This is a genomic window from Bradyrhizobium sp. MOS003 (assembly GCF_003020125.1).
Lineage (GTDB): Bacteria > Pseudomonadota > Alphaproteobacteria > Rhizobiales > Xanthobacteraceae > Bradyrhizobium.
The window spans coordinates 407,270-420,600 of sequence record NZ_PYFW01000005.1 but is presented as its reverse complement, the minus strand read 5'-3'; the positions used below and the strand labels follow the sequence as shown (position 1 = coordinate 420,600).

Genomic DNA, 13,331 nt, shown 5'->3' with positions numbered 1-13,331 from the left:
AGCGAGGAAACGAAAAGAATGCGCAAGCTCACTTTGGCCATTGCCGTGATTGCCCCGATGCTTGGCCAGGCCGCCTCGGCCGAAGACACCATCAAGATCGGCTACATCGATCCGCTCTCCGGCGGCGGTGCCAGCGTCGGCGAGGGTGGCCTGAAGACCTTTCAGTATCTGGCCGAAGAAATGAATGCCAAGGGCGGCATCCTCGGCAAGAAGATCGAGATCGTCGGCCTCGACAACAAGACAAACCCGCAGGAAAGCCTGGTGCAGGCCCAGAAGGCGATCGACTCGGGGGTCCGCTTCATTACGCAGGGCAACGGTTCGTCCGTCGCCGCGGCGCTCTCGGACTTCGTCACCAAGAACAACACGCGCAATCCCGGCAAGGAAGTCCTGTACTTCAACTACGCCGCCGTCGATCCGAGCCTGACCAACGACAAGTGTAGCTATTGGCATTTCCGCTGGGATGCAGGCTCCGACATCAAGATGGAAGCGCTCACCAACTACATGAAGGACACCCCGTCGATCAAAAAGGTGTACCTGATCAACCAGGATTATTCTTTCGGCCAGTCGGTGCGCACCGATGCCCGCAAGATGCTGGGCGCCAAGCGTCCTGACGTCCAGATCGTCGGCGACGAGCTGCATCCGCTGCTCAAGGTCACCGATTTCTCGCCTTACATCGCCAAGATCAAGGCCTCCGGGGCCGACAGCGTCGTCACCGGCAATTGGGGCCAGGATATCGCGCTGCTGCTGAAGGCCGCGGCCGACGCCGGCCTGAAGGTCAACTGGTACACCTATTATGCCGGCGGTGCCGGTGGTCCGACCGCGATCAAGCAGACGGGCCTCGACCACCAGGTCTTCCAGATCACCGAAGGCTTCGCCAATTCGGGCAACCAGTCGGCGATGGACTTCGAAAAGGTGTTCCGCGCCAAGGTCGGCCTCTCGCTGTGGTATCCGCGTGCGGTCAACGAGATGCGCATGTTCAAGGCGGCAGCCGAGAAGGCCAATTCGATCGATCCCGTGAAGGTCGCGGCGGCGCTCGAGGACCTGAAGTTCGAGGTTCTCGACGGCGGCCAGGGCGTCATGCGCAAGGACGACCACCAGTTCTTCCAGCCGATCTACATCTCCTCCTTCGGCAAGCTCGCCGCCAACGAGCCGTTCGACGAGGAAAACACCGGCTGGGGCTGGCATCTGGTCTCCAAGGTCGACACCGCGCAGGCGATGGTCTCCACGACCTGCAAGATGGCGCGGCCGTAATCACCTGGCCCATCGCTCTCCCGCGGCCGCCACTGGTCGTGGGACGGCGGCGGGCGGAAGGCCTTTGATTGGACGACATTCACCCGGGGCCATCAGGCCCCGGCCAGAGACGAGTGCGCTGTGCTTGAACTCATTGTCATTTCGACCCTGAACGGCGTGCTGTTCGGCATGCTGCTCTTCCTGCTGTCGAGCGGGCTCACCGTCATCTTCAGCATGATGGGCGTGCTCAACTTCGCCCATGCCAGCTTCTACATGCTCGGCGCCTTCTTCGGCTTCCAGCTCACCAAATGGATCGGCTTCTGGCCGGCGCTGGTGCTGGCGCCGTTGCTGGTCGGCGCCATCGGCATGGCCGTGGAGCGCTACGGCCTGCGCAACACTCACAAGCACGGCCATGTCGCGGAACTGCTGCTGACGTTTGGCCTCGCGTTTGCGATCGAAGAGATCGTGTCGATGATCTGGGGCAAGAGCCCGGTCGACTACCGCGTGCCGACGCTGCTCGACTTCCCGGCTTTCACGATCTTCTCGACCAATTATCCCGCCTACAAGCTCTTCATGCTGGCCGTCTCGATCGTGATCTTCATTGCGCTGCTGATCGTGCTCAAGCGCACCCGCGTCGGCCTGATCGTGCAGGCGGCGCTGACGCATCCGCACATGGTCGGCCATCTCGGCCATAACGTCGGCCGCGTGTTCATGGCGGTGTTCGGCGTCGGCAGCGCGCTGGCCGGCCTCGCCGGTGTCATTGCCGGTCCCGCGCTGGTGACGCAATCCGATATGGCCGCGGCGCTCGGCCCGATCCTGTTCGTCGTGATCGTGTTCGGCGGGCTCGGGTCGTTGCCGGGCGCGTTCATTGCCTCGCTGGTCATCGGACTGGTGCAGACCTTTGCGGTGGCGCTCGACGGCTCGCTCGCGAGCGCCTTCGGCCCGCTCGATCCGTCGGCCGGCCCCTCCGTTCTCACCGACATCTGGAACGTCACCATCGCCCAGGTCGCGCCGATCGTGCCTTATCTGCTGCTGGTGATCATTCTGATCGTACGCCCCATGGGCCTGATGGGGACGCGCGAGTCATGAACGCCAAGATGACCCCGAGCTCGACATCGGCATCGAACGTTCCAGGCAAGCCTGCCGGCGACGGCCTGCGCTTCTACGGCGTCTGGCTGCTCGGCATCGCCGCGCTGATCGTCCTGCCGATGATCTTCTCCTCCGGTGGCTCGCTGACATCGTTCAGCCTGATCGGCATCGCGATCGTCTTTGCTCTGTCCTACAACATCCTGCTCGGCCAAACCGGCCTGCTGTCGTTCGGTCATGCCGTGCACTACGGCCTGGGCGGCTTCGCCGCCTGCCACATGATGAATGCGGTCGTCGCGCACAAATGGCCGATCCCGCTGCCGTTCATCCCGCTGTTCGGCGGGCTCGGCGGCCTCGTGTTCGCAATCATCATCGGCTGGGTGATGACCAAGCGCGCCGGCACGGTATTCGCGATGATCTCGCTCGGAATCGGTGAGCTCGTCGCGTCGTCCTCGCTGATCCTGCGCTCGGTGTTCGGCGGCGAAGCCGGCATCACCACGGACCGTACGGCGCTGCCGAAGATATTCGGCTGGTCGTTCGGCCCGCAGGTTCAGGTCTATTACCTCATCGCGTTCTGGCTGGTGCTGTCGGCGATCGCGATGTACGCGCTGACCCGGACGCCGCTGGGCCGGATCAGCAATGCCGTCCGCGACAATCCAGAACGCGTCCAGTTCATCGGCTACGATCCCCACGTCGTCCGCTATCTCGCCTTCTGCTTTGCCGGCTTCTTCGCCGGTGTCGCCGGCGGGCTCGCCGCGATCAATTTCGAGATCGCGAACTCCGCCTATCTCGGCGCGATCCAGTCGGGCCTCGTGCTGTTCTCGACCTTCATCGGCGGCACCGCCTATTTCTTCGGGCCGATCCTGGGCGCGATCCTGGTGACCTACCTGCAGCTCGGGCTGACCAGCGTCACCAGCGTCTGGCAGCTCTATTTCGGCATCATCTTCATCGGCATCGTGATGTTCTCGCCGGGCGGCATTGCCGGCCTCCTGATGATGCACCGGCCGTTGGTTCGCGCGGGTACGCTCCTGACGGTGATCCCGTCCTATTTCGTCGCAATCGTGCCGACCCTGGCGCTGGCCTGCGGCGTCATCCTGACCATCGAGACGGTCGCGCGTTTTTCCGGCGGTGAGACCATCAATCTGTTTGGCGTCGGCTTCAAGCCGCAATCGCCGGTGACATGGATCGTCGCTTTGGTTCTCCTGGTCGGCGGCGGTTTCGTCGCACGGCTGAGCTGGGGGCGGATTGCGGAGGCGTGGGACAGGGCTGCGACCGTCGCCCGTGACCGGGGGTATCTGGCATGACGGCAGCCATCGAAGTCCTTGCCGTCGAGAAGCGCTTCGGCAATGTCGGCATCATCCGCGATCTCAATCTGAGCGTCGCGCAAGGCGAGCGTCACGCGATCATCGGCCCGAACGGTGCCGGCAAGTCGACGACGTTCAATTTGATCAGCGGCCATATCAAGCCGACCTCGGGTGAGGTGAAGCTGAACGGCGAGGTGATCTCGGGATTGCAGCCGTTCGAGATCAATCGGCGCGGCCTTTCGCGCTCGTTCCAGGTGACGAACGTGTTCGCGCGGATGTCGGTCTGGGAGAACGTGCGCTGCGCCGTGCTGTGGGCGACCGGGCATCGCTACGCCTTCTGGAAGAACGTCGACAGCCTGCCCGAAGTGCGCGAGCGTACCGCGAAGATCCTGGACGACATCCATCTGACCCATCGGCGCGACGTTCCGGCCGGTCTTCTGACCTATGCCGAGCAACGCGAGCTCGAGATCGGCATCACCATCGCGAGCGGCGCGACCGTCGTCATGCTGGACGAGCCGACCGCCGGCATGAGCAACGCCGAAACGGAGCGCGCCGTGGCGCTGATCCGGCGGCTGACCGAGGGCAAGACCCTGGTCATCGTCGAGCACGACATGAGCGTCGTATTCGGCCTAGCCGATCGTATCTCGGTTCTGGTCTACGGCCACATCATCGCGTCAGGTACGCCGGAAGAGATCCGGCGCGACCCGAAGGTCAAGGAAGCCTATCTCGGCGAGGAGGCACACTGATGCTCGAGGTCAGGGATCTCCACGCCTATTACGGCAAGAGCCACATCCTTCAGGGCGTCGATCTCGACGTCGCCGCCGGTGAAGTGGTGAGCCTGCTCGGCCGCAACGGGGTCGGCCGGTCGACGACGGTCAAGGCCATCATGGGCGAGGTGGCCCCGCAGGGGACGATCCGCTTCAAGGGCAAGGACATCGTCGGGCTGCCGAGCTACAGGATCGCGCGGCTTGGGCTCGGCTATGTGCCCGAACATCGCGACATCTTTCCGAGCCTCACGGTTCGGCAGAACCTCCTGCTCGGCATCAAGGACACGCGCCGCCCCGGCAAGTGGCGGCTGCAGGACATGCTCGATATGTTCCCCAATCTCGCCGCGCGCGCCGATACGGCCGCGGGCGTGCTGTCCGGTGGCGAAAAGCAGATGCTGACGACGTGCCGGACGCTGATGGGCGATCCCGATCTGATCATGATCGATGAACCCACCGAAGGCCTTGCGCCGCTGATCGTCCAGCAGGTCGGCGATCTGATCGCGCGGATTGCGCAAGCGGGCGTTGCCATTCTGCTGGTCGAGCAGAAGCTGTCGATCGCGATGCGCATTTCCAAGCGTGTCTACATCATGGGCCACGGCCGCGTCGTGTTCGAGGGCACGCCCGACGAACTCAAGGCAAATGCCGCCGTGCGGCAGGAGTGGCTCGAGGTCTGACTCTCACATTCACGTGACGTGCGCGCACCCTATGACTGCTGCGGGATGCGCATACGCATCTGAATTCTTCGCTACATCTCCCGCGCCATATTCAGGCTATCGTCGCGTTCGCTGGCATCGCAATCGATGCGGCCGATGATAACCAAGAACAGAAGCGGAGGACGTTGACGACGGCCTTTGGGCACGCGCGTCGATGCACTCTGCCAGGGAAGGAGATGCCGGGCATGCCGGGAACACAACTGATCCGCGGAGCTGTCGCTCTATTCACAATCCTGAGCGCCGCTTCGGCCGCGATGGCCGGAAACTACGACACCGGCGCGACCGATACGTCGATCAAGCTCGGCCAGACCATGCCGTACTCGGGGCCGGCTTCCGCCTATTCCGCGATCGGACGCGCTGAAATCGCTTACTTCAAGATGCTCAACGACAAGGGCGGCATCAACGGCCGCAAGGTCGAACTGCTCAGCATGGACGATGGCTACTCGCCGCCGAAGACGGTCGAGCAGGTCAGGCGGCTCGCCGAGAGCGACGAGGTGCTGGCGATGTTCTCGATGCTCGGCACCGGCCCGAACATCGCCGCTCAGAAATATCTCAACGCCAAGAAGATCCCGCAGCTGTTCCCGTCGAGCGGCGCCAGCCGCTGGAACGATCCGCAGCATTTCCCCTGGACCACCGGCTCGCAGCCGACCTACCGGACCGAGGGCCGCATCTACGCCAAGTGGATCCTGGCGAACAAGCCAAACGCGAAGATCGCGGTCATCACGCCCAACGAGGATCCCGGCCGCGACTATCTCGCCGGCTTCAAGGAGGGGCTTGGCGAACACGTCAACCAGATCGTATCGGAAGCCGTCTACGAGACGACGGACCCGACCGTCGACTCCCAGATCGTCAAGTTCAAGGCGGCCGGCGCCGACGTCGTTTTCAACGAGTGCACGCCGAAATTCGCGGCCCAGGCGATCAAGAAGATTGCCGAGCTCGGCTGGAAGCCGCAGATCATCCTTCCCGCCGTCTCGAATTCCGTCGGCTCCGTGCTGGTGCCGGCCGGGCTCGACAATTCCCTCGGCATCGTCACCGGCGCCTTCTTGAAGGATCCCGGCGATCCGCGCTGGGAGAATGACGCAGGCATGAAGGCCTGGCGCGAGTGGATGAAGACGTACAATTCCGGAGCCGATCCCGCCGACATCTTCAACGTTACCGGCTACACCATGGCGCAGATCATGGAGCTGGTGCTGCAACGGGCCGGCAACGATCTGACGCGCGCGAACCTGATGAAGCAGACGCAGTCTTTCAAGGACGTCGAGCTGCCGATGCTGCTGCCGGGCATCAGGCTCAACACCTCCGCGGAACAGGTGACGCCGATCCGCCAATTGCAGATGGCGCGCTTCAACGGAAAGTCCTGGGAGCTGTTCGGCGACGTGATCGGCGAATAGGATCGACGTCTCGCGACGGGCGGGCAGGGCGCCAGCCTTGCCCGCTTGAAATTGCCTGCACCGCTTGCTCCAGCCCGGGTTAAGACATGACGACAGCGACCGGTCCCCTCAGCGGCATCCGCGTTCTCGATCTGACGAGCGTGCTGTTAGGTCCCTATGCCGCGCAGATGCTCGGCGACTGGGGCGCCGATGTCATCAAGATCGAGCCGCCCGCGGGCGACACCTGGCGCTACACCGGCGTGTTTCGAAACCGCGGCATGAGCGGCCAGTTCATGGCGGTCAATCGCAACAAGCGCAGCCTCGCGCTCGATCTGAAGCATCCGGAGGGCAAGGCGGCGCTGGCCAGGCTGATCCCGACGGTCGACGCGCTCGTCACCAATGTGCGCCCCGCGGCGATGGCCCGGCTCGGCTTCGGTTATGACGCCTGCGCGAAGCTCAATCCGCGGCTGATCTATGCCGCCGCGACCGGCTTCGGCCAGGATGGCCCATGGGCCGCGCGCCCTGCCTTCGATGAGATCATCCAGGCCGCCTCGGGCCTCGCATCGTCGATCGGATCGGACGAGGAGCCGGCCTTCGTGCCGAGCCTGATCGGCGACAAGATCTGTGCGATGGCGATGGTCGGGGCAGTCTCTGCGGCCTTGTTCCGGCGCGAGCGCACCGGGCAGGGCCAGATGGTCGAGGTGCCGATGCTGGAAACCATCGCCGGCTTCAACAGCATCGAGATGCTGGGCGGCCACGCCTTCGATCCGCCGATCGGCCCGACCGGCTACAAGCGGATGAAGAACCGGCGCCCGGTGCGGACCAAGGACGGCTGGCTGACCATGCTGCCCTATTCCGGGGACAATTGGTGCGCCTTCTTCGAGGCCGTCGGACGCCCTGAATTGAGCGACGAACTCGGTGTGCGAGATCCCGTGCTGCGCTCGCAAAACATCGACAAGATCTACGACCGCATGAGCGAGATCGGGCCGACCCGCACCACTGCGGAGTGGGAGGAACTGCTGCTGCGGCTCGACGTGCCGCACACGGCGTTCGCGAAGCTCACCGAGATCGGCGAGCAGCCGCATCTCGCCGCAGTCGGTTTGTTTGCGGAGATCGATCATCCCACCGAAGGACGAATCAGGCAGGCGCGCCCCGCGACGAAATTCTCGGAAAGCCCGGCCGGCCTCCATCGCATGGCGCCGCGCCTCGGCGAGCATTCGCGGGAGGTGTTGCGCGAGGCGGGCTTGAGCGATGCGGAAATCCAGGCTGCGGTCGACAGCAAGGCGGTCGGGGTCGCGTAAGCCGTCAGGAACCGGGCTTGCGGCGCAATTCTCTGTGATCGCCATCACATGCTGCTGCCCCAGGCGAGACTAGCATGGCTCCGTTCATCTTCGCCCCCGATATGGCCATGACCACCAGTGATCTTGCCTTCGTTTTGCACAAGCTGGGTTTTGCCGCGGCTCTCATCTGCGTGCTTCTCGCCCTTACGGTGTTCGCAGTGCTGCTGCTCATGGAGCATGAACCGGTCGGCCAGGCCGCCGTGCGTGCTCTGCCGCTGATGTTTTTTGCCATCTTCGGCCTTTTAGGTGCTGCAATGATGCGGCTGATGGGACGCCGAACCCACTGACCGGGCATTGTGCCGCAGTGGATTCGTGACCAGCCCAGGCCAGCCGCGGCCCCGGGCCACCTTCCGCCTGCGCGACCCCTCGTATATGAGAGATTTGCCGCCTCTCGAGGTCCTGATATTGCCGGATACGGAACGCAAGGTGGCTGCGATTTCTTAATCCAAAGATCGCAATCTGATCGATAAGAGCGCGGACTGGTACTGGACCGGGGTATGGCATGAAAGACCTGATGACGACGGCGCAATCCTCCACGGCGATGCGGCGTTGCCGGCCCCCCGGACGTGTTGCGCTCGCCGCGGTCGCCGTCCTGACGGCGCTGACCGCCAGCGCCGAAGCGGCCAAGCAGGCGCGCCAGCCGGCCGAGGCGGTCGCGCCGCGGCAGGCCGGCGATCCGATCATGGCGATCGTGTCGATCAAGAGCCAGCAGGTCACCTTCTACGACGCCGATGGCTGGATCCTGCGCGCGCCGGTGTCGACCGGCACCACGGGGCGCGAGACCCCGGCCGGCGTCTTCGCCATCGTCGAGAAGGACAAGGACCACCGCTCGACCATGTATGACGATGCCTGGATGCCGAACATGCAGCGCATCACCTGGAACGGCATCGCGCTGCATGGCGGACCGCTGCCCGGCTACGCCGCCTCGCACGGCTGCGTGCGGATGCCGTTCGGTTTCGCCGAGGGCCTGTTCGACAAGACGTATATCGGAATGCGGGTGATCATCTCGCCCCACGATACGGTCCCGACCGAATTCTCTCACCCCTCGCTGTTCGTACCGAAGCCGGAGGCCATCGCGGCCGCGCCCGGCCTGGCCGGCAAACTGTCCGCCGAGGCCGACGAGGCGACGAGGGCTGCCGACGAGGCCAAGAAGGCTGCTTCAGCCGCCGCGAAGGAAGCTTCCTCGCTTCCTGCAGCACTGCGCAAGCTGGAACAGCAGAAGTCTCGCGCGGACGCCGAGCTCGCCTTCGCCGACAAGACACTCGCGAATGCCAAGACCGATCAAGCCCGCGCCAAGGCCGGGGAGTTGAAGCAGAAGGCGGCGACCAAGGCCGCCGACGCGGCGACGCAGCTCGACGCGGCCAAGGCTGCCGCGCAGCCGAAGCGCGATGCCGTGGCCGCGACAAAGGACGCCGCCAAGGCCGCTGCGACCAGGAAGTCCGAGGCCGTCAAGGCCGCGACCGACGCGAAGCTCGCGGGCGAGCCTGTCTCGGTCTACATCAGCCGCTCAACGCAGAAGCTCTACGTGCGGCGAAACACGCACAAGCCGGCGCCCGACGGTGGCGGCGAAGTGTTCGACACCAGCATCGAGGTTCCTGTCACGATCCGCAATCCCGAGCAGCCGCTCGGCACGCATATCTTCACGGCGATGGCGAAGTCCGGTACGGGCCTGCGCTGGAGCGTGGTCACGATCGAAAACGGCGACGAGGCCCGCAATGCGCTCGACCGCATCACGATCCCGCAGGACGTCTGGGATCGCATCGGCCCGACCGCTTTGCCGCGCTCCTCGATCATCGTCTCGGACGAGCCGCTGAGCGCCGAGACCAATTACCGGACCGAGTTCGTGGCGGTGCTGAGCGACCAGCCGCAAGGCGGCTTCATCACGCGCAAGCCGACCGCACCTGCCATGATCGCCAGCGATGACGGCTGGGACAATGGCGGGAACGGCTTCGGCTTCTTCTACCAGCGTGACCCCTACGTACAGCCGGCCAATCCGCGCCGGCAGCGCGGCCAGTACCAATATTATCAGTCGACGCAGCCGATGCAGCGAAGCTGGTGGTGACTGCTCGCCCGCTGCGGCGGGCCGAGGTCGTCTCTACGCCCGCGCTTCGATCACGATCGCCTGGATCTTGCCATCGACCGCTCCGGATCCATGCAGGGTTCGGAGCGTCTCGGCGACGAGGTCGGTCGTAGCCTGAAGCTTGCTGGCATCCCTTGCCTCGATCTCGCTGCGCAGCGGCGTGCCCTGGCAGAGGGCGAGCGCGACATATTCGGGCGAGGGCGCGCGGCTCGTCTCGGATCGCGTCTCGATCGAGATGTCGCGGAAGCCTGCGCGTTCGAGATCACTCTTGATGAGGCTCTTGTCGTAATAACCGTGCGGCGTGCGGATCATGAAACGCGGCGGGTCGTCGGGAAACAGTTTGCCGAGCGCGACTGTCGCCTCGTGGGTGAACACATTGTCCTCGATGCGGTCCCAGACGTTGAACACGAACGTGCCGCCCGGCCTCAGGACGCGTTTGACCTCGCCGTAAGCCTTGACGCGATCCGGAAAGAACATCGCGCCGAACTGGCAGCAGACCGCGTCGAACTCGGCATCGCCGAAGGGCAGGGCCATGGCGTCCGCCTGTCGCCAGGTGATGCGATCGTCGCTGGCCTGGCGCTGCGCGGCAACGGCGAGCATGGGCTCGTTGAGGTCGGTCGCAACATAGCGAACGCCGCGCGGCAGTGCCGCCGCAACCGCGCGCGTCACGGCGCCGGTGCCCGCGGCGATCTCCAGCAGCACGGCGGGAGAGCGGGCGGCGACGCGCTTCGCGATGTCCTCCGCATAGACGGAGAAGATCATCGGGACGAGATACTCGTCGTAGATTTTCGGAATCGAGCCGGCGAAAACCTTGTCAGTGTCGGACATGATGGCCTCGCTGAAGGTTCGGACACGGGAAGCATGTTACCATGGTTTCCCGCCCGAGCCAGCAACGGCGCAAACTGCCGCTACCCGTCTTACGATTTGCCGCCGCCGACCTCGCGGATCGGCCGGGTGCCGTCCCAGCTCAACGCGGCTTGCCGGACCTTCTCGAAGAACGGGCCCTTGGTGCCGCTGATGTCCGAGATCTCGATCACCGTGCCCGGATGCGCCTGGGTGTCGAAATAGGCAAAGCGTCCCTTGTCGCCGCCGATCTGACCCTCATGGCCGATCCCATAGCCGAGCCCGAGCGCCTTGTCGTAGAGCGCCTGGTAGTCGTGGCTCCAGTAGGACATGTGCTGGAGGCCTTCGTGGCCGGCGTCGAGGAACTCCCTGTACAGCGAGGGCGCATCATTGCGCTGCTGGATCAGCTCGATCTGGAGATCGCCGGAATTGGCGAGCGCGATGCTCATCTCGACGCGAGAGTCCTGGCCGCGATGGCGGAACCAGTCGGTCTTGACCCGGTCCATGTAGTACCAGGGGCCGACGCCCATCACCTCGATCCAGTGCTTCATCGCGGCGTGGATGTCCCGCACCACATATCCGTTCTGGCGCACCGCGCCGAAGATGCGGCTCATGTCCACGCTCCTGTTCTCTGCCTATTCACCGCGCGACCTCATGCTGAGTGCCCGCCGCAGGCGGGCGTCTCGAAGGATGGCCGCACACATGCTGCCCGCCACATTCCTGTTCACTTGACCTCGATGCCTGCGTCCTTGGCGACCTGCTTCCAGGCTACGATGTCGCGAGCATTGATGTCGCGCTGTTCCTCGCCGGGGACGAATTGCGGCGTGATGCCGAGCTTCAGCAGCTTCTCCTTGACCTCGGCATCGCCGAGCGCATCCTTCAGCGCCGCCGACAATTTCTGCGCAACCGGCGGCGCCAGGCCCGCGGGCGCATACATCGCCCAGGACAGGCTACGGTCGAACGGCACGCCTTGCTCCGCGTAACTGGCGACATCGGGCAGGCTCGGCGAACGTTCGCCGCAGGCGGCCAGCGCCTTGAGCGAGCCGTCCTTCACCAGGGGCGTCGCGGTGGCCACGTCGAGCGTTGCAAGGGAGATGTGGCCGCCGAGCAGGTCGCCGGCCAGTTTTGCGATGCCGTTGAAAGGCACGTGGTCCATCTTGATGCCGGTCTGCTGCATCAGGATCTCCGCGCAGAATTGGCCGGTCGAGCCGACGCCCCAGCTGCCGTACTGGATCGGCCCGCCCTTCTTGGCCATCGCGATCAGGCCCTTGATGTCGTTGGCCGCAAAATCCTTGGTCGCCACCAGGATGATCGAGGAGACGCCGACGCGACCGATCGTCGTAAAATCCTTGATCGAATCGTAAGGCAGCTTCGGATAGATCGCCGGCGCCAGCACATGGGTGGTCATGCCGCCGACGGTGATGGTGTAGCCGTCATTTGGCGATGTCGCGACCATCTGTGTGCCGAGCGTGCCGGCTGCTCCCGTGTGGTTCTCGATGTAGATGCTTTGTCCGAGCGTCTTGCCCATCTTGTCAGCGAGCAGCCGGCCGACCACGTCACCCCCGCCGCCCGCCGCATAGGGCAGCAGCATCTTGATCTTGTGCGTGGGGTAGACGGCGGGATCCTCGGCGTGTGACGGCAGGGCCGCCGACAACAATGCAAGAAAAGAAAGCGTGACGGTGCGCAGCATCATGATGGCATTCCCTAATCTTCGAAACGAAATCTGTAGGCATCGCCGTGCCTGATAACGCGGCCTGCGGTCGGTGCCGGAAAATGGCCGGTGAGCAGATAGCTCGGCGTATCCGCGAGTTCTTCCAGCAGCGCCATGCGCGTTGCGAGCGCCGCGGCCGGATCGACGTCGGCGGCATTGGAGAGCCAGGGTGCCGCGCACTGGATCGGATGATGGATGACGTCGCCCGACATCACCGCACGATCGTGCCCGCCGGTGAGGTGGATTTGCATGTTGCCGGCGGTGTGCCCTGGTGCCGGCGCAAAGCGCAAGGCCGCGTCGCGATCGCTGAACAGGCGATGGTCGGTCTCGACGAATTCGGCAAGGCCCGCCGCCACCACCGGCAGCACGGAATCCTCGAACGAGCCGTGGTTCACCGGGCTCTTCGGCGCGGAATTGTGTGCGGCCTCGAAGTGCCGGTATTCTTCGCGGCCCATCAGATAGCGCGCGTTGGGGAAGGTCGGCACCCAGCGGCCGTCGAGGAGGCGCGTGTTCCAGCCGACGTGATCGACATGCAGATGCGTGCACATCACGAAATCGACCTGTTCGGGCGCAACGCCCAGCGCCTGCAAGTTCTCCAGGTAGGGTCGGTCGAGGTTATTCCACGCCGGCACGCGCGGGCGATGCTTGTGATTGCCGCAGCAGGTGTCGACGATCGCGGTCCAGCGCGGCGTGCGCACGAGATAGGAGTGGTGGCTGAGGATGAAACGGCCGGTCTCCGGCTCGATGTAGCGGTGATCGAGCCAGCTGCGATTCTCCGCAATCACCGCGTCGGTGACATTGGCGAACAGCCAGTTTTTCTCGAAGGCAAGCGCGGGGATCTCGCTGACGAGATCGACCCGCATGCTACCGATCGTCACCTGCCGCAT

The 13,331-nt window shown here is 64.5% G+C and carries 13 protein-coding genes; 9 read left to right on the top strand and 4 right to left on the bottom strand.

Going from position 1 to position 13,331, the window contains the following annotated elements; all coding sequences use genetic code 11:
* The first annotated feature begins 18 nt into the window (after positions 1-18).
* From C7G42_RS24065 to C7G42_RS24025, 9 genes are all read left to right on the top strand, one after another.
* The gene (locus tag C7G42_RS24065) at positions 19-1,251 is read left to right on the top strand and encodes a branched-chain amino acid ABC transporter substrate-binding protein (RefSeq protein WP_106951406.1); all 1,233 of its coding nucleotides are present in this window, start codon (positions 19-21) and stop codon (positions 1,249-1,251) included.
* A 120-nt stretch (positions 1,252-1,371) separates the two neighbouring features.
* On the top strand, positions 1,372-2,319 hold the full coding sequence (locus C7G42_RS24060) for a branched-chain amino acid ABC transporter permease (RefSeq protein ID WP_106951405.1): 948 nt from the start codon (positions 1,372-1,374) through the stop codon (positions 2,317-2,319).
* 8 nt (positions 2,320-2,327) lie between these two features.
* Positions 2,328-3,620: a branched-chain amino acid ABC transporter permease gene (locus tag C7G42_RS24055; protein ID WP_106951478.1), complete on the top strand. Its 1,293-nt coding sequence runs from the start codon at positions 2,328-2,330 to the stop codon at positions 3,618-3,620.
* Positions 3,617-4,366 carry an ABC transporter ATP-binding protein gene (locus tag C7G42_RS24050; protein WP_106951404.1) on the top strand — a complete coding sequence of 250 codons (750 nt, stop codon included), beginning with the start codon at positions 3,617-3,619 and terminating at the stop codon, positions 4,364-4,366. The genes C7G42_RS24055 and C7G42_RS24050 overlap by 4 nt, the downstream gene beginning before the upstream one ends.
* Positions 4,366-5,061, top strand: coding sequence for an ABC transporter ATP-binding protein (locus tag C7G42_RS24045; RefSeq protein ID WP_106951403.1), 696 nt, complete (start codon positions 4,366-4,368; stop codon positions 5,059-5,061). Before C7G42_RS24050 ends, C7G42_RS24045 begins: the two co-directional genes overlap by 1 nt.
* A gap of 215 nt (positions 5,062-5,276) precedes the next feature.
* A complete protein-coding gene (locus C7G42_RS24040) occupies positions 5,277-6,491 on the top strand; it encodes an ABC transporter substrate-binding protein (RefSeq protein ID WP_199581098.1) in 1,215 nt (404 codons plus the stop codon).
* A gap of 86 nt (positions 6,492-6,577) precedes the next feature.
* On the top strand, positions 6,578-7,771 hold the full coding sequence (locus tag C7G42_RS24035; RefSeq protein WP_106951402.1) for a CaiB/BaiF CoA transferase family protein: 1,194 nt from the start codon (positions 6,578-6,580) through the stop codon (positions 7,769-7,771).
* 74 nt (positions 7,772-7,845) lie between these two features.
* Complete coding sequence (locus C7G42_RS24030) at positions 7,846-8,097, top strand: hypothetical protein (RefSeq protein ID WP_106951401.1); 252 nt, start codon at positions 7,846-7,848, stop codon at positions 8,095-8,097.
* Positions 8,098-8,312: 215 nt separating this feature from the next.
* On the top strand, positions 8,313-9,872 hold the full coding sequence (locus C7G42_RS24025) for a L,D-transpeptidase (protein ID WP_106951400.1): 1,560 nt from the start codon (positions 8,313-8,315) through the stop codon (positions 9,870-9,872).
* A 33-nt stretch (positions 9,873-9,905) separates the two neighbouring features.
* Here the strand turns inward: C7G42_RS24025 and C7G42_RS24020 are convergent, their stop codons facing one another.
* The 4 genes from C7G42_RS24020 to C7G42_RS24005 form a co-directional block, all read right to left on the bottom strand.
* Entirely contained in the window at positions 9,906-10,718 is an 813-nt protein-coding gene (locus tag C7G42_RS24020; protein WP_106951399.1) for a class I SAM-dependent methyltransferase, read from the bottom strand.
* Positions 10,719-10,807: 89 nt separating this feature from the next.
* Entirely contained in the window at positions 10,808-11,347 is a 540-nt protein-coding gene (locus C7G42_RS24015) for a VOC family protein (RefSeq protein ID WP_106951476.1), read from the bottom strand.
* Between the two features lie 110 nt (positions 11,348-11,457).
* Complete coding sequence (locus C7G42_RS24010) at positions 11,458-12,426, bottom strand: Bug family tripartite tricarboxylate transporter substrate binding protein (protein ID WP_199581097.1); 969 nt, start codon at positions 12,424-12,426, stop codon at positions 11,458-11,460.
* Between the two features lie 11 nt (positions 12,427-12,437).
* A complete protein-coding gene (locus C7G42_RS24005; RefSeq protein ID WP_106951398.1) occupies positions 12,438-13,331 on the bottom strand; it encodes an MBL fold metallo-hydrolase in 894 nt (297 codons plus the stop codon).